Raw genomic sequence first — 16,208 nt, 5'->3', positions numbered from 1 at the left:
TGCCGGCCACTGGTCGGCACGACCTGGCGTTACACTCTGCGCATGGCTATTGCCCCTGCCCCGCGGTCACCGAAGAAGCGCGCACCTCTGTACGAAGAGGTGGCCGAACACGTGCGCGAACGCATCTATGACTATCGCCTGCCGCCGGGCGAGTGGATCGACGAGCCCGCGCTGTGCGAAGAACTGGGCATCAGCCGCACACCGCTGCGCGAGGCCCTGAAGCTGCTGGCCGCTGAAGGCCTGGTGCAGATCGATGCGGGTCGTGGCAGCAGGGTCACGCGACTGACGCTGGAAGACCTCAACCAGCTGTTTCCGGTGATGGCGATGCTGGAAGGCCGCTGCGCGCACGAGGCGGTGAAGCACATCGACGATGCCGGTGTGCAGCAGCTGGAAGACCTGCATGCAGCAATGGAGACGGCAGCGGCCGAAGGCAACATCGCCGAGTACTACCGCAACAACTACCTCATTCACGAGACCGTGCAACATTACGCCGGCAACCCGTGGCTGATCCGGATCACCCACGACCTGCACCGCATCCTGAAGATGCACCGTGGCCGCCAGCTGCTGACTCCGGGCCGCACCGCGCAGTCGCTGGCAGAGCACCGCGAACTGATGGAGTGCTTCCGCAGGCGTGACGCCGCTGCCGCCGAACGCACCATGGAGCGCCACCTGCTCAGCCAGGGTCAGGCATTGGCCGCCTATGTCGCGGCAGGCGGGTTGTTGAATGTGCCGGCGCCGCTGCCGACCGAAGGCGGCGGCTGAGCGGGCCGTCGTCGCTTTTGTAGAGTCGAGCCATGCTCGACTGCTTTTCGACCAGGCACCGCGGCGTTGGAGCGAAGTGCAGTCGAGCAAGGCTCGACTCTACAGAGACCTCAATCGCTGCAGCTGCCACCACCACCGTCACTGCTGCCGCCGTCGCTTCCACAGTCGGAGCTGCTGTGGTTGTGCTGGCTGTAGTTGTCGCCGGAATACCCGCCCGAATGATCGTAGGCACCGCCGAGACCGTTGTCCCCCCGGCTTCCCGAGCCATCGGCCGTGGCCACCGCCATGCACAGGATTGCGCCCACCAGCGGCAGCAGCCAGATCAGCAGCAACTGCACCGTCCGGCCGCCCGCCGACAGGCCATCACGCTTGACGATCACCACGGTAGCCACCACGTTCAGGCCCAGCACCAGCAGGACCAGCAGAAGGGCAACGATCAGCATGCGGCGACTCCGTGCCTGGACTGGGGGCATTATGGCCTGCCACCCCGGCAATGGCCCTGCCTGTCATGAAGATGGGACAATGTAGGGCGCGCCGGCCTGTCTCCGGGCCGCCGGCGCCCCCCGCACCACACGGAAGAAGAAGAACAACAACATGCTGAAAGTCATTTTCGATACCGACCCGGGCGTCGACGACGCCCTGGCCCTGCTGTACCTGCACAAGCACGCCCAGATCGACCTGATCGGCGTCACCACCACCTTCGGCAATGCCTCGGTGGAGTCGACCACGCACAATGCGCTGTACCTGAAGCAGGCCTGGGGCTTTGCCGCACCGGTCGCGCGCGGTGCCGGTGGCCCGCTGCAGCCGGAAGCCACCCCGGAAGCCTGGCCGGTGCACATCCATGGCCACAACGGCCTGGGCAACCACCCGGTGCCGGCCGAACTGGACGTGACCGCCGACGCGCGCCCCGCCCACCAGCTGATCATCGACCTGGTCCGCGCCCATCCGGGCGAGGTGACCCTGGTCGCGGTCGGCCGCATGACCAACCTGGCCCTGGCCCTGCAGCAGGCGCCGGACATCGCCAGCCTGGTGCGCGGCGTGGTGCTGATGGGCGGCGCCTTCCACGTCAACGGCAACATCACCCCGGCCGCCGAGGCCAACATCTGGGGTGACGCCGAAGCGGCCGACGTGGTGTTCACCACCGATTGGCCGGTCACCGCGATCGGCCTGGACGTGACCACCCGCGTGGAAATGGACCGTGATGGCCTGGATAAGCTGGCCGCACTCGGCGGCGCCGACGCCGAGCTGGTCCGTGCACTGTCGCAGGACTACGTGGACTTCTACCTGCAGGCCGGCCACAAGGGCATGGTCGTGCACGACTGCTGCGCCTGCATTGCCCTGACCCGTCCGGAGCTGTTCCAGTTCGAGCGTGCCAGCGTGCGCGTGGCCACCGACGGCGTTGCCCGTGGCATGACCATTCCGAAGCCGGAAGGCATGGGCTTCGGCCCCAGCGTGTGGGATGGCCACGTGCTGCAGTCCGTCGCCATCGGCGTGGATGCGGCCGCGGTACTGGCCGACATCGAGCAGACCCTGAAGGTCTGATCGGCTAGCGTCTGGCCCTGCCTGGGACGGTCTCGGGCAGGGTCCACAGCACCGGAAGCACCAGCACTGCCACCAGCGCGATCATCGCGCCCGGTGCCGCCGCCCAGCCGCTGCGTTCCACCCACCATTGCGCCAGCCAAGGCGTCGCGCCGCCGAACACCGCGGTGGCCATGGTCACACCCAGTGCCAACCCGCTGACCCGGCCTTCGCCCGGGAACTGCTCGGCCGTGGCCGGGGCCGCGACCGCACTGACACCACCGGCCACGCAGGCCAGCAGCACGGCGGCCAGCGCGATGCCCAGCGCCGTCGCCTGCGCCATCCACGCGAACAGGGACAGCGGCAGCAGCGCTGCCAGCACGGTCAGGCCCAGCAGCACCGGCCGTCGTCCGACGCGGTCGGACAATGCGCCGCACAGTGGCGTGATCGCGATCACCGCCACTGCCGCAATCGTCGACAGCCACAGCGCATCGGCTTCGTCATGACCCTGCGCATGCAGGAACGACGGCACGTAGGTGATGCCCACGTAGTAGGTGATCGAGCCCAGCGCCGAGATCGCGAAGGTGCGCGCCACTGCTGCGGGATGGTTGCGGAGCACATGCCGCAGCGGCGTGGCGGGAATGCTGCCCTCGCGCTGCTGGCGCTCGAACTCAGGCGATTCACGCATGCCCGACCGCGCAACCAGGATCACCAGTGCCAGCGCGGCACCGAAGAAGAACGGAATGCGCCAGCCCCAGCTGTCCAGCTGCGCGGTGGGCAGCAGCGCGACAGTGAGCGCGGAAATCGCCACCGCCAGCAGCGCCCCCACTTCGCTGGCTGCCGACGCCAACGAGGTCACCAGGCCTCGTCGCCGCACGGGTGCGCTTTCCAGCAGGTAGGCCACCACGCCGGTGTATTCGCCGCCCACCGAAAACGCCATCACGCAGCGCAGTACCAGCAGCAGCACGCCCGCCGTGGTGCCTGCGGTGGCCGCGGTTGGCAGCAGCGCAGTGGCCAGCATTGCCGCCGCCATCAACGCCATCGAAGCCAGCAGCATCCAGCGCCGGCCCAGGCGGTCGCCCAGGTGGCCGAAGCACAGCGCGCCCAGTGGACGCATCAGGTAGGACACCGCGAAGCCGGCAAGCGTGACGAGCAGCGCCTGCTCGCCACCACCGAAGAACACCCGCGACAACACCGTGGCGAAGTACAGGTACAGGGTGAAGTCGTACCACTCCACCACCGTGGACAGGCCGGCCACCCACATCGAGCGCTGCCGCGCCGCGGTCATTGCGTGTTCGCCTTCAACAGCCTCGGTCCCGGTTGGGCAGGTTCCGCGCAGCGTGGCATGGACGGGGTGAAATGCCGGTCATCGGCTGTCGACTGCGTGCATGCACTGGGTTTCATGACCGGTGAAGCGCTCACCGCCAGGGCCGAAGCAGAAGCATCCTTGCTGGAACACAAGGCCGGGCAACTCAGCCCGGCAGCTGCAGTTCCGCCCGCAGCCCGCCACCCTCGCGGTTGTGCAACCTCAGCGAACCACCCAGCGACTGCGCCAGCTGCACCGCGATGGCCAGTCCCAGACCGGTCCCTCCGGTATCGCGGTTGCGCGAGCTCTCCAGCCGGTGGAACGGTGCCAGCACTGCCTGCAGCTGGTCCTCGGGAATGCCGGGGCCACGGTCGGAAATGCTGATCCACACCCTTCCGGCCGTATCGCGGCCCGCCTCGATCTCGGCGGCGCCGGCGTAGCGCAATGCGTTGTCGACCAGATTGCCGACCACGCGGCGCAGCGGCTGCGGCCAGGTCTGCACGACCAGTCCAGCGGGCGCACCGCCAGTGACCGGCTTGCCCATGTCCTCGTAGTCGCCGACCACACTGGCGAGGAACGCGCCCAGGTCCATCGACACCGGCGCGCCAGCGGCAACGTGGCTGCTGCGCGCATAGGCCACGCCCTCACGCACCAGCTGCCCAAGGTGATCGAGGTCGGCCAGCAGGCGCTGCTGGGTGCTGTCTTCAGGCAGGGTCTCCACCCGAAGCTTCATGCGCGTGATGGGGGTCTGCAGGTCATGCGAGATCGCGGCCAGGATCTGCAGCCGCTCGCTGACATGGCCACGGATCCGCGCCTGCAGTGCATTGAGCGCGGCTGCGGCCGTGCCCACTTCGGCGGGGCCGTCTTCGGGCAGCATCGGTGCGTCCTTGCCAGGCTGCAGTTGCTCGACGGCGTGCGAGAGCTGCCGCAGCGGGCGCAATGCCAGCCGCACCGCCAGCCAGGCGCATACCAGCAGCAGGGCCAGCTGCACCAGCAGCACGGCCGGCAGCCAGCGCGCCAGCGGCAGGCCCGACGGTGTGACTTCGATGGTCAACGGTGAACCGTCGTGCAGGCGCAGCTCCACTTCAAAACGTTCCGGCAGCCGTGCCACCTGCCGCGCCTGCAGCGGATAGCGGTGTTCCAGACTGTCATCGATGATGGCGGTGACCTGGCGCGCACGATCGGTTTCCAACGCCGGGCCGGCCTGTGCCGGGCGCAACAGGTAACGGTACGTGCGCCGCTCCAACCGCGGCACCCAGGCCTGGCGCTGGTCGGCCGGCAGGTGTTCCAGCAGGGCCACGCTCACTGCTGCATCCTCGTCCAGGTTGCGCAGCATCATGCTGCGGGTGGACTGGTAGCGTTCGTAGAACAACAGGCCGAAGGACAGCGCATGGGCCAGGATCAAACCGCCCAGCAGCACCAGCAGCAGGCGCGCCGACAGCGTGCGCGGCCACGGCAGGCGGCGCGCGCGGGCGTTCATTCCTCCGGCCCCAGCAGCTGCACCGGCACGCTGAACACGTAGCCTTCGCTGCGCACGGTCTTGATGTAGGTGGGCTCACGCGCGTCATCGCCCAGGCGCTGGCGCACGCGGCTGACCAGGAGATCGATGGAACGATCGAACAGTTCTGCATCACGGCCCTGGGTAAGGCTGAGCAGCTGGTCGCGGCTGAGCACACGGTTGGCGTGGTCGAGAAACACGCGCAGCAGTCGGAATTCCGCACCGCTGAGCGGATAGGCGGTGTCCTGCGCATCCAGCAGATGGCGGGCAGTGGTATCCAGGCGCCAGTCGCCGAAGGCCAACTGGCGGCCGGCTTCACTCACCTGCAGGTTCGGCGGCAGCATCTGCGTGCGCCGGATCACCGCATTGATGCGCGCCAGCAGTTCGCGTGAGGAGAACGGCTTGGTCACGTAGTCATCGGCGCCCATTTCAAGGCCGATGATGCGGTCGGTTTCGTCGTCGCGGGCGGTCAGCAGCACCACCGGCACCGCGCGATGCTTGCCGGCACGCAGGTTGCGGCACAGGCTCAACCCGTCCTCGCCGGGCATCATCACGTCCAGCACCACCAGGTCCACCGCGTGGGTGTCCATCAGCGCGCGCATCGCACGGCCGCCATCGGCCTGGCTGACGCGCAGGCCGTTGCGCTGCAGGTAGTCGGCCAGCATCTGGCGGATCTCGCTGTCATCGTCGACGACAAGGATGTGCGGTACGTGGTTCATTGCGTTCTCGATGAAGACGGAGGTCAAGGCCGCGCGGCGCGGCCATGGTAGCGCGGCTCAGGGGCTGGCCAGCAGGCGCTGGATCTCGCTTTCGGTACGTGCGTAATCGCCTTCACCGTAGTGGCGGTAGACCACCCTGCCCTGCCGGTCGACCAGGTAAAGCGCCGGCCAGAAGCGGTTGCCCCAGGCGTTCCAGATCCGGTACTGGTTGTCCTGCACCACCGGCCAGGTGATATCCAGCCGCGCGATGGCCTTGCGCACATTGCCGGGCAGGCCTTCGTAGGCGAACTCCGGAGTATGCACGCCGATCACCTGCAGCCCCTGCCGCGCGTAACGTGCATGCCACTGGTGCACATGCGGTGCCACGGTGAGACAGTTGCTGCAGGCGTAGGTCCAGAACTCGACCAGCACCACCTGCCCACGCAGTTGATTCAACGCGAGCGGTGGGCTGTTGTGCCAGGGCCCGCCGCCATCGAACCCGACAGCAGGAGCGGCCTGCGCCGGATGCGCACCGGCCTCCGGGCTGGGCCAGGCCATCAGCAGCGCAGCCCCACCCAGCAGGCCCAGCAGCAACGGCAGTACATACACACGCAGCGCGCCCATCGTTCAGCCTCCCTGCTCGGCCAGCGGCAGTTCGGCCGGCTTCACGCCTGCGGCCTCCAGAATGCTGTCAGCCACCTGAGCCGGGTGCGAGAGCAGCGACACATGGCTGCTGCCGATCGATTGCAGCTGCGCGCCAATGCGCTTTGCGGTGGCCGCCTGCAGTTGCGGCGACAACATGCGGTCGTCACGGCTGAGCACGTACCAGCTCGGCTTGCTGCGCCACGCGGCCACAGTGACGGACTCACCCAGCGCGCTGGCCTTCAATGGCACCTGCGTGCTGTACAACAGTGCAGCGGTCTTCTTCATCACATCCGGTGCGAAGTCCTGGGCGATGGCGTCGGCTGGCAGGGTCAGGTAGCCGTCCTTCTCCTGCAGGCGCGTCAGGCCCGGGCCGACCGGATAGCCCTCGCCCTGCTGTGCCGATGACTGCCCGGCATCCGGTGCGAATGCGGCCACGTACACCAGCGCCTGCACCTTGGGATCGTTGCCCGCTTCGGTGATGACCGTGCCGCCCCAGCTGTGGCCGACCAGCACGACCTTGCCCGGTGCGGCGGCAATCGCGCGACGGGTGGCGGCCACATCGTCGGCCAGCGAGGTGAGCGGGTTCTGCACGGCCACCGCAGGCAGTTTCCAGTCATGCAGGGTGGTGATGACCTTGTTCCAGCTGGAGCCATCGGCGAAGGCACCGTGGACCAGGATGACGGTGGGCGCGGCGCCGGCATCGGCCTCGGCGGCGAATGCCGGCGTCGCGACGCCGGCAAGGGCGAGGGCAGCGGCGAGCAGGGTGGTGCGGATCATGGGTGGCACTCCGGTGTTGGGAGTGTCCATTTCCGCCTGGGGGTGTATCGGCGCTGTTTCGCTGCGAGGCAGAGTTGTACCGGACTGTAGGGCGGCGGCGGATTTCTACAGTTGGATACATTCGGCCGCTGGGCATGGCCCGGCGAACGCCCGACGCGGCGTCTTTGTATCTGACTGTACGAACCCCCTGACACAGCCACAGTCGCTGACAAAACCCCGGGCAACAGCACACGTTGCCGATACCTGCGTGGCTCGGAATGGCCTCCATCGACCACTGGCCCGCAGGACACTCCCATGATCAGCTCCGCTTCTTCCGTGTATACACCCCGCCTGGACGCCGTCGGCCGCTGGCTCTCGCCATTGGCGCCGCGCGCCCTGCTGGCCTGGGAGTTCTTTGAATCGGGCCGCGAGAAGCTGGGCGGACAGAACTGGTTCGCCGACCTGGAAGGGCGTTTCCCGTTCCCGTTCTCCACCCTGCCTGCGTCACTCAACTGGCAGCTGGCCACCTGGCTGGAACTGGTGGGCGCGGTGATGCTGCTGCTGGGCCTGGCCACGCGCTCGGTGGCCTACATCTTCTGGGTGCTGACCCTTGTTGCCATCGCTGCCGTGCACTGGCCGGACCAATGGAACAGCCTGGGTGAGCTGTGGCAGGGCTACGCAATCACCGACCAGGGCTACGGCAACTTCAAGCTGCCGCTGCTGTTCCTGGCCATGCTGCTGCCGCTGATCCTCAACGGCGGCGGTGCACTCAGCCTGGACCGCCTGCTGGCCGGCCCGCAGCGCGCCGCGGCGGGCAACGACGGCCTCGGCTGGGGCGTGAGCCTGATCGCCCTGCTGCTGCCGGTCGCCGCGCTGCTGCCCGGTATCGGTTTCGGTGGCGCACTACTCGGCGGCGCCCTGCTGCTGGGTTACCGACTGCGCCGTCGCCGCAACGCCTGATCCGCTTAACCCCTTCCCGCGCTTCTTCCCTTCGTTTCCGTCGCCTTCAAGCGGCGTCCATCCCGCACGCCCTGCGTGCCCATCCAAGGAGTCATCACCATGTCCGTCTCGACCAAGAACACCGCTGCTTCCCGTCTGCCGCGCATCGGCGCCATCGGCATCGCCCTGGCCGGTGGCCTGCTGCTGGCCGGCCAGGCGGCCGCGATCCAGCCACTGGCCATCGGTGCCGTGGCCATGAGCGCCGCCGCCGAAGGCAAGTGCGGTGAAGGCAAGTGCGGCGCCAACAAGGCCGCCACTGGCAAGCCTGCCGCCAAGGCCAAGGTGGCCGAAGGCCAGTGTGGCGAAGGCAAGTGCGGCGACGCTTCGTTTGCCCGCACCGACCGTGACCACGACGGCCGGGTCTCGCGTGCCGAGTTCAACGCCGTGGCGGCCAAGCGCGCCGCTGAATTCGACCGCATCGACACCGACCACGACGGCTACATCAGCGAACAGGAGGCGCACGACTACCTGCGCAGTGTCTACACCGCCAACGGCAAACCGATGCCGAAGGGCCTGTTCTCCCGCGTCAACGACTGATCGTTCCCCCCGGCGCCGCCACGGCGGCGCCACTGCCCTGGAGTACCGTCGCATGCGCTTGCCCCTGCCTTCCGCCAGTGCCGGTCTCGGCCTGCGCCGTGGCCTGATCGATGAACTGCTGGCGATGCCGGCCGATGCCATCGACTTCCTCGAAGTGTCGCCGGACAACTGGATCGGAGTTGGCGGTGCCCACGGCGCCGCGCTGCGCCAGCTGAGTGAGCGCCATCGCCTGACCTGCCACGGCCTGTCGCTGTCGCTGGGAGGGCCGGACCCGCTGGACCGCACCCTGCTGACGCAGACCCGCGCGTTCCTCGACCTGCACCAGGTGCAGCTGTACAGCGAACACCTGAGCTACTGCGCCGCCGGCGGCCATGTCTATGACCTGCTGCCGCTGCCGTTCACCACCGAGGCCGTGCATCACGTTGCCGGTCGCATCCGCCAGGTGCAGGACACACTGGGCCGGCGCATCGCCGTGGAGAACATCTCCTACTACGCCGTGCCAGGCGCGGACATGAGCGAGATCGACTTCATCACTGCAGTGCTGGCCGAGGCCGACTGCGACCTGCTGCTGGACGTCAACAATGTCTTCGTCAACGCCTGCAACAACGGCTACGACGCCTTCGATTTCCTGGCACGCGTGCCGGCGCATCGCGTCGCCTCGCTGCACGTGGCCGGCCACTTCGATGAAGACGATGGCTTCAAGATCGACACCCACGGCGCGCCGGTGAAGGGCGTGGTCTGGGCGCTGCTGGGGGAGGCCTATGCGCGTGTCGGCGTGCGCCCCACCCTGCTGGAGCGCGATTTCAACTTCCCGCCTTTGGCCGAGCTGCTGGCCGAGGTGGAGCAGATCCGCCACGCGCAGGCCGATGTGCTGCCGCCCGAGGTGGCCCATGGCTGAGCCGCTGGCCACCCTGCAGCAGCGCTGGGCCGACCATGTACGCGACCCATCGATGCCCGCGCCTGAGGACATCGATGCACGGCGGATGGCGGTCTACCGCCGCCTCTGCATCGACAGCCTGGACAGCCTGCTGGCAGGCAGCCTGCCGCGCCTGCAGGCGCAACTGGGTGATGCCTGCTGGCGCGACACCGTGGAGCACTACTACGCGCGGCATGCCTGCCATACCCCGTTGTTCCCGCAGATCGCCGGCGAATTCGCCGCGTGGCTGGGCGTGCAGGCAGACCTCGCGCTGCCGGGCTGGGTGGCGGAACTGGCGCATTACGAAAGCACGCAGCAGGCACTGCACATTGAAGCGCGGGACACCGGGCAGCAGCCATTGCATGCGCCACAGGCAGGCAGCGTGCTGGCGCTGTCTCCACTGGTGCGGGTGCTGGGCTACCAGTGGCCTGTGCATGAGGACGCCGGCCAGAACGGTGCGCCTACCGCGATGCCGACGTTGCTGCTGCTGCGACGCCTGGGTGACTTCAGCCTGCAGGTGCAGGAACTTTCACCGCTGGCATATGCGCTGCTGTCGGCGTTCGGCGATGACGGCGCCCGTGCGGAAGACGCGCTGCAGGTACTGGCCGATCTGCATGGCGTGGCCGCCGACGAACTACGCACAGCCTGCATTCCGCTGCTGGGCGAGCTGTGCGCGGCCGGCGTGCTGGTTGTGCCGAACGACTGTTGAAGGCGCCGGCCAGCGGCCGGTACTCCCCATTCCTTGGCCGGCCAGAGGCCGGTGCCACCCATTTCCTGATTCGAGGTTTGATCATGGCTGTTTCCAATACGTCCTCCCTGCACGGCTGGCGCCTGTTCGTGGCCATCGCCGTGGTCCTGATCGCCTTCGCACTGGCGGCGTTCACCCTGCAGCCCGACGTGGTCGAGGGCAGCCGCGCGGCGATCCGGGTGACGGCACGCACATCGTTCCTGCTGTTCCTGGTCGCCTTCACCGCATCCTCGTTCGCCAGCCTGCTGCCCGGCCCGTTCACCCGCTTCCTGCTGCGCGAGCGTCGCATCGTCGGCCTGTCGTTCGCGTTCTCGCACCTGCTGCATGCGGTGGCGATCACCGCCTTCGGCATCCTCAACCCCGCGTTCTGGCCGGCGCGCTCAGCCCTGGCCAACCTGCCGGGCACGATCGGCTATGTAGCCATCCTCGCCCTGGCCATCACCTCGCATCGTGGCATCGCCCGCCGCATGGGTCCCACTGCGTGGCGTCGCCTGCACGTGACCGGCATGTGGATCATCGCCGCAGTGTTCACCTATTCGTACTTCAAGCGCGTGCCCGGCAACTTCTGGTACGCGGTGCCCTCCGCGTTGCTCTTCACCGCCGTCGTGGTGCGTGCGATCGCCAAGCGGGCGCAGTCGCTGCGGCGCGATGCGCATGCGCGGCCGCCGCTGCGGAGTTCTTGAGGAGGCGGTTACCTGTAGAGCCGAGCCCATGCTCGGCTGCCTCTGGTTCAGCCGAGCTTGGGCTCGGCTCTACAGAGGGATCCCAGCACGAAAGGCAGCGAATTCCCTGCGGAAAGGGATCTGACCCCACTTCAGGTCACGGGGCGCGGCGCAGGGTGATCAGGGTGATCTCCGACGGCACGCCGATGCGCGCGGGGAATCCGGCCCACAGGCCAGCGCCATTGCTCACGTACAGTGTCATCCCGTCCACCTCGTAACGCCCGGAGACATAGCCACCGTTGGCCCGCTTCACCAGCTGGTCCATGCCGATGATCTGGCCGCCGTGGGTATGCCCGGACAACTGCAGCTTCACACCGCGCGCAGCGGCCTCACGCGCATTGCGTGGGCGATGATCGAGCAGGATCACCGGCGCGGAGGGATCGGCGCCAGCCAATGCAGCGTCCATATCCGGCAGCGGCAGGCCGTAGCGTGCCGCCACCGGGTCGGTGACACCGGCGATGGTCAGCGCCGCATCGCCACGCCGCACCTGCATGTGGCTGTTCTCCAGCACCTGCATGTGCAGCGCGCGAAACGCCTGCATCCACGCCTGGTACTGCGCGTAATACTCGTGGTTGCCGGTGATGGCGACGACGCCGTCCGGCGCCCGCAGGTCCACGAGTGGACGCGCGTCGTCACGGCGGGCCTCGACACTGCCGTCGATCAGGTCGCCGGTGATCACGATCAGGTCCGGCGTCAGTGCGTTGCTCTGGTCCACCACCCTGCGCACCCAGTCACCGGTCAGCAGGCGGCTGGCGTGGATGTCGGTCAGCTGCAGCACGCGATAGCCGTCGAACGCGGCCGGCAGATCCTTGATCGCCACGTCGATCTGCCGAGGCTGGGGCACCGCCATGCCCTGGCTGATGCCATAACCACTGACCAGCAGGGCCAGCAAGCCGGCCGCCGGTCGCAGACTCCGCGTGCGCAATGCGGCTACCGCGCGTGGCCAGCGCAGCAGGCGGGAAGCAAGCAGGCTCACGTCCAGCGCCAGCATCAGCAACGCCAGCAGCAACACCGCCGTGGAGCCGGTGGCCAGCGTGGCGATGGCCAGTTTCGGAATCTCGGGCGAGGCCATCGTGCCCCAGAACATGGCGACGATGCGCAGCTGCACGGCAACGCCCACCAACAGCAGTGACAGCACGACTTTCATCCAGGTGGGCATGCGCAGTGGCCAGAACAGGCGCCAGGCCACATACAGGCCCATCAACAAACCGATCGTACTCAGCACTGCAACCATCCATGACAGAAAGCGGGCCCGCCATGGTGACGGTTGCGGGCCGTGTTGTGTAGAGCCGAGCCCATGCTCGGCTTCTCAACATGCAGCCGAGCATGGGCTCGGCTCTACATCAACAGGCGGGTCAGGCCATTCCGTCGAGGCGCTGCACGCGCAGGCGGGCAATGCGACGCTTCTCCATCGCCAGTACGGTGATGCGTACATCCGCGATCTCCACTGCGTCACCGATGTCCGGCAGGCGTCCCAGGCGCTCCAGCACCAGGCCGGAGATGGTCATGTAGTCGGCACTGCGCGGCAGCGATACGCCCGCCAGGCGCTGCAGATCGTCCAGGGTCAGCGCACCGTCGGCCTCCCACTGGCCTTCCCCCTGCATGACCACGCCATAGCGCTCGTCCTGGGTGTCGACCAGGTCACCGGCAATGGCCGCCAACAGGTCGTTGGCGGTCACCAGGCCTTCCACGCTGCCGTACTCGTCCACCGCCACCGCCAGCGGCACCGGGTGCTGGCGGATCAGTTCCAGCGCCTGCAGCGCACTGGCGCTGGACAGCACGTACTGCGGCTCACGCAGGTTGCCTTCCAGCTGCAGCGGCTTGCCCTGCAGCAGGTCGGCCAGCAGGTCGCGGCTCTGCACCACGCCTCGCAGGCTGTCCAGGTCGCCGTCGCCGACCAGCAGGCGGGTGTGCGGCGATGCCACCAGGCGTGCCACCACGTCGTCCTGTCCACGCGCCAGGTCGATCCACTGCACGTCGGCGCGCACAGTCATCACGCTCGACACCGGGCGATCCGCCAGCCCCAGCACGCTGCGGATCATCTCGTGCTCGGCCGGCTGCAGGCGCTCTTCGGCATCGACGTGTTCGTCAGCACTTTCGTCGTCGTGGCCATTGGTCGGGCGCGCGCCCAGCATGCGCAGCACCGCATCCGCAGTACGTTGGCGGAACGGCTGGCGGCGCTCGTTGCGCTCGCGGTTGAAACGTACCCACTGGTTGAATGCCTCGACCAGGATCGAGAAAGCGATGGCCGCGTACAGGTAGCCCTTCGGGATCTTGTAGCCCAGGCCCTCGGCCACCAGGCTGAAACCGATCATCAGCAGGAAGCCCAGGCACAGCACCACCACCGTGGGATGCTTGTTGACGAAGCGGGTCAGCGGCTTGCTGGCCACCAGCATCAATGCCATCGCGATGGTCACCGCGGCGTACATCACGCCCAGGTTGTCGACCATGCCGACCGCAGTGATCACCGAGTCCAGCGAGAACACCGCGTCGAGTACCACGATCTGTGCCACGACCATCGCGAAGCTGGCGTAGACCTTCTTGCCATTGTCCTCGTGCTGGCGGCCTTCCAGCCGCTCATGCAGTTCCATGGTGCCCTTGAACAGCAGGAACAGGCCGCCACCCAGCAGGATCAGGTCGCGTCCGGAGAAACTGTGGTCGAACAGCGTCAACAGCGGCTCGGTCAGCTTCATGATCCAGGCCAGCGCGGCCAGCAGCACCAGCCGCATCAGCAGGGCCAGCGCCAGGCCGATCACCCGCGCGCGGTCACGCTGGTGCGGCGGAAGCTTGTCGGCAAGGATCGCGATGAACACCAGGTTGTCGATGCCGAGAACGATCTCCAGCACGACCAGGGTTGCAAGGCCCATCCATATCGAGGGGTCAGCCAACCATTCCATTTCAGGTCCGTTTCGTCAGTAGGTAGGGAAAAAGGGAAAGCACTCAGTCAGCGTCCTGCGCCTGCGTCGGGTCATGCCCGAGCAGATCACCGGGCGTGCACTGCAGCTCACGGCAGATCGCATCCAGGGTGGAAAAGCGGATGGCACGCGCCTTGCCGGTTTTCAGGATCGACAGATTGGCCAGGGTGATGTCGATGCGCCCGGCCAGCTCGGACAGGGTCATGCCCCGTTCCTGCAGCATGCGGTCCAGGGTGATGACAATCGCCATCAGATGACACCATCGAGGTCATCGCGCATCGCTGCGCCCACGGCGAACACGCGCGCCAGCACGAACAGCATCAGCACCGCCACCAGGCCGGTGATCGACATGCCGCCGCCCACCTCCATCCAAGTGAAGTCGGGCCCCATCCAGGCCGCATAAGCGCCGATCAGGATCGACAGCAGCTCCATCGCCAGCATCAACCACGCCATGCGTTGCAGGCGCTGCGCGTTGGCGTGGGTGAACGGCCGCTCGCGCGCCGCCGACTTCAGCAGCCGCAGCAGATGGCGCAGGAACAGCAGGCACAGCACCAGCAGCGCGACGATCGCGCCCAGGCCGAGGCAGAAGTGCAGGAACAGGTCGTTGCCGTGCGCGGCAACAGCACCGGCATCATGGACGCTGTCGAGTAGCCAGCGGCGGTCATGGGCGACCAGCGGCACGGCCAGCAGTGCGGCCAGGATGCCCAGCCAGCACATCGCCCGGACGGCCTGTACGGCGGCCTGGGCCAGGGTGAACAGGCCTCGCGCGGGACTGGCGCGGGCGGGACGAGCGGTCAAGCGGCCTCCGGCATTGGGGTGGCCTCGCCGCCCCGGAGTGGATTTATCGATAAACGATATACCACACGCCACGTGAAAGGCTGAATCGCGCGCGTGGCCCCTGTCAGGGCCCAGGCGCGCCCTGCTCCAGCATCGCTTCGCCCGGGGCCGCCGAGGCCATCGCCTGCACGCCTGCATCGGCCGCCTGCCGCGTGACCAGGCGGAAGCGCACCTGCAGCTTGCCCTGCCCCGGCGTGGCCCAGCCGTACTGGATGGCCACCTGATCGGCCGACAGTGGCCCACGCCCTGGCAGCGATCGCACCTGCAACGGTTTGGGTGCGGCCTGCACCAACCGGGCGAATCCCTTCTGCACGACCGCCGCGTCGGCCTTTTCGGCGTAGACCGTACACGTGCCATCGTCAGCCCAGCTCACCGCATAGCGGCCACTGGCCAGAGGCACCATCCACGCCACGCCCGATTGCCCCTGCAACAGCGTGGCGGCTTCGGCGGGCTGCAGCGGCGACAACCCGTTGGATTCCATCAACGACTGCAACCGCGCCGGCGCACCGATGTGCTGCATGCAGGCGGTGTCGAACAGCTCGCTGAAGGGATCCTGCGCCGGGGCCTTGGCCTTGGGCGTACGCGCGGGTTGCGCCACCGCCAGGGTGGGCAGCAGGGCCAAAGCCAGCCAGAAGAACGCAGGACGCATCGGGATTCCACGCTACGGAAAACAGCAGGGAGGATGGCAAAGGCCTGGCGCGCCGCGCAATGGCCGCGATGGCCACCAGCCTCCCGCTGCCGGGTCAGACTGCCATTTCGCCCTGGTCCTCGCCATCCCAATAGTGGATGCGGCTGGCGCGCACGTGAATCAGTACCAGCCCCGGTGTATCCACGCCCTGCTCGAACCAGCGCTCAAGATCCTTCACCCAGTGCTCGCGCATCACAGCGCGATCGCGCACCAGCGCCGCCCTTCCCTGCACGTGCACGAACAACGGCGGCTTGCCCAGCAGTGACCTGCTGCCGGAAAAACCCAGCGCAACGGCGGGGTCAGCCTCAATCTCGTGCACCATGTCGGTGTCTTCTGTGGTGAAGAACCAGCTGTCACCGTCGTAGTCCACGTCACCGTTGTTGCTCATCGGACGACCGGCAATTTCTCCGCCGGCGCGGGTCTGCAGCATGGTGAAATCGATGTCGGCCATCTTCTTGGCCAGTTCGGGCAGTGTGAGCTGGGTCATGGTGTCGTCCTTCATCAAGTGGAATCCCAGCGTCTGCGCAGAGTGGTGACCGAAGCGTGGAAGGTCAATGTCGGCTTCTTCACAGAAAGCGAGATAGGGCGCGTGGCGCGTGCGTGACGCGCTGCTCACCACCCCACCTGCGTTTGCAGCAGCTGCACGCCCCATCGCGCGCCGGG

General features: G+C 67.6%; 19 protein-coding genes. 7 read left to right on the top strand and 12 right to left on the bottom strand.

Annotated features, from left to right (window positions below):
* Positions 1-42: 42 nt before the first annotated feature.
* Positions 43-762 carry a GntR family transcriptional regulator gene (locus AC5P8D_RS07725; RefSeq protein ID WP_019336976.1) on the top strand — a complete coding sequence of 240 codons (720 nt, stop codon included), beginning with the start codon at positions 43-45 and terminating at the stop codon, positions 760-762.
* A gap of 110 nt (positions 763-872) precedes the next feature.
* On the opposite strand, the gene AC5P8D_RS07720 is transcribed toward AC5P8D_RS07725, so the two are convergent.
* Entirely contained in the window at positions 873-1,205 is a 333-nt protein-coding gene (locus AC5P8D_RS07720; RefSeq protein ID WP_312386324.1) for a hypothetical protein, read from the bottom strand.
* Between the two features lie 151 nt (positions 1,206-1,356).
* Here AC5P8D_RS07720 and AC5P8D_RS07715 point away from each other — a divergent pair, with 151 nt between their 5' ends.
* Positions 1,357-2,304 (top strand): nucleoside hydrolase, encoded by a 948-nt coding sequence (locus tag AC5P8D_RS07715; protein WP_010483429.1) that lies wholly within the window; start codon positions 1,357-1,359, stop codon positions 2,302-2,304.
* Between the two features lie 4 nt (positions 2,305-2,308).
* Here AC5P8D_RS07715 and AC5P8D_RS07710 read toward each other — a convergent pair whose 3' ends face one another.
* From AC5P8D_RS07710 to AC5P8D_RS07690, 5 genes are all read right to left on the bottom strand, one after another.
* Positions 2,309-3,568, bottom strand: coding sequence for an MFS transporter (locus AC5P8D_RS07710; RefSeq protein ID WP_010483431.1), 1,260 nt, complete (start codon positions 3,566-3,568; stop codon positions 2,309-2,311).
* A gap of 184 nt (positions 3,569-3,752) precedes the next feature.
* Positions 3,753-5,066 (bottom strand): sensor histidine kinase, encoded by a 1,314-nt coding sequence (locus AC5P8D_RS07705; RefSeq protein ID WP_053442656.1) that lies wholly within the window; start codon positions 5,064-5,066, stop codon positions 3,753-3,755.
* Positions 5,063-5,803, bottom strand: coding sequence for a response regulator (locus AC5P8D_RS07700; protein WP_010483437.1), 741 nt, complete (start codon positions 5,801-5,803; stop codon positions 5,063-5,065). The genes AC5P8D_RS07705 and AC5P8D_RS07700 overlap by 4 nt, the downstream gene beginning before the upstream one ends.
* 57 nt (positions 5,804-5,860) lie before the next feature.
* A complete protein-coding gene (locus tag AC5P8D_RS07695) occupies positions 5,861-6,406 on the bottom strand; it encodes a redoxin domain-containing protein (RefSeq protein WP_159359896.1) in 546 nt (181 codons plus the stop codon).
* Between the two features lie 3 nt (positions 6,407-6,409).
* A complete protein-coding gene (locus AC5P8D_RS07690; protein WP_010483441.1) occupies positions 6,410-7,204 on the bottom strand; it encodes an alpha/beta fold hydrolase in 795 nt (264 codons plus the stop codon).
* A gap of 294 nt (positions 7,205-7,498) precedes the next feature.
* Here AC5P8D_RS07690 and AC5P8D_RS07685 point away from each other — a divergent pair, with 294 nt between their 5' ends.
* The 5 genes from AC5P8D_RS07685 (at position 7,499) to AC5P8D_RS07665 (ending at position 11,066) form a co-directional block, all read left to right on the top strand.
* Complete coding sequence (locus tag AC5P8D_RS07685; RefSeq protein ID WP_159359895.1) at positions 7,499-8,143, top strand: HvfX family Cu-binding RiPP maturation protein; 645 nt, start codon at positions 7,499-7,501, stop codon at positions 8,141-8,143.
* Positions 8,144-8,242: 99 nt separating this feature from the next.
* Positions 8,243-8,719 carry an HvfA family oxazolone/thioamide-modified RiPP metallophore gene (locus tag AC5P8D_RS07680; RefSeq protein ID WP_010483445.1) on the top strand — a complete coding sequence of 159 codons (477 nt, stop codon included), beginning with the start codon at positions 8,243-8,245 and terminating at the stop codon, positions 8,717-8,719.
* Positions 8,720-8,771: 52 nt separating this feature from the next.
* Positions 8,772-9,617: an HvfB family MNIO-type RiPP peptide maturase gene (locus tag AC5P8D_RS07675; protein ID WP_010483448.1), complete on the top strand. Its 846-nt coding sequence runs from the start codon at positions 8,772-8,774 to the stop codon at positions 9,615-9,617.
* The gene (locus AC5P8D_RS07670) at positions 9,610-10,344 is read left to right on the top strand and encodes an HvfC family RiPP maturation protein (protein ID WP_495203223.1); all 735 of its coding nucleotides are present in this window, start codon (positions 9,610-9,612) and stop codon (positions 10,342-10,344) included. Before AC5P8D_RS07675 ends, AC5P8D_RS07670 begins: the two co-directional genes overlap by 8 nt.
* Positions 10,345-10,427: 83 nt before the next feature.
* Positions 10,428-11,066 (top strand): ferric reductase-like transmembrane domain-containing protein, encoded by a 639-nt coding sequence (locus AC5P8D_RS07665; RefSeq protein ID WP_049413541.1) that lies wholly within the window; start codon positions 10,428-10,430, stop codon positions 11,064-11,066.
* A gap of 136 nt (positions 11,067-11,202) precedes the next feature.
* On the opposite strand, the gene AC5P8D_RS07660 is transcribed toward AC5P8D_RS07665, so the two are convergent.
* From AC5P8D_RS07660 to AC5P8D_RS07635, 6 genes are all read right to left on the bottom strand, one after another.
* Positions 11,203-12,339 carry a metallophosphoesterase gene (locus AC5P8D_RS07660; RefSeq protein WP_032952464.1) on the bottom strand — a complete coding sequence of 379 codons (1,137 nt, stop codon included), beginning with the start codon at positions 12,337-12,339 and terminating at the stop codon, positions 11,203-11,205.
* A 121-nt stretch (positions 12,340-12,460) separates the two neighbouring features.
* A complete protein-coding gene (locus AC5P8D_RS07655; RefSeq protein ID WP_029379871.1) occupies positions 12,461-14,002 on the bottom strand; it encodes a TerC family protein in 1,542 nt (513 codons plus the stop codon).
* A 43-nt stretch (positions 14,003-14,045) separates the two neighbouring features.
* Positions 14,046-14,270 carry a helix-turn-helix domain-containing protein gene (locus AC5P8D_RS07650; RefSeq protein WP_010483459.1) on the bottom strand — a complete coding sequence of 75 codons (225 nt, stop codon included), beginning with the start codon at positions 14,268-14,270 and terminating at the stop codon, positions 14,046-14,048.
* The gene (locus AC5P8D_RS07645) at positions 14,270-14,737 is read right to left on the bottom strand and encodes a DUF2975 domain-containing protein (RefSeq protein WP_010483460.1); all 468 of its coding nucleotides are present in this window, start codon (positions 14,735-14,737) and stop codon (positions 14,270-14,272) included. Before AC5P8D_RS07645 ends, AC5P8D_RS07650 begins: the two co-directional genes overlap by 1 nt.
* 184 nt (positions 14,738-14,921) lie before the next feature.
* A complete protein-coding gene (locus AC5P8D_RS07640) occupies positions 14,922-15,506 on the bottom strand; it encodes an NMCC_0638 family (lipo)protein (protein WP_010483462.1) in 585 nt (194 codons plus the stop codon).
* A 94-nt stretch (positions 15,507-15,600) separates the two neighbouring features.
* Positions 15,601-16,032: a pyridoxamine 5'-phosphate oxidase family protein gene (locus AC5P8D_RS07635; protein WP_029379872.1), complete on the bottom strand. Its 432-nt coding sequence runs from the start codon at positions 16,030-16,032 to the stop codon at positions 15,601-15,603.
* Positions 16,033-16,208: the final 176 nt, after the last annotated feature.

It is taken from the genome of Stenotrophomonas sp. YJH_SMC_101-4, from assembly GCF_059370395.1.
The sequence above is the reverse complement of the archived record's forward strand: the minus strand, read 5'-3'. Positions and strand labels throughout refer to the sequence as shown.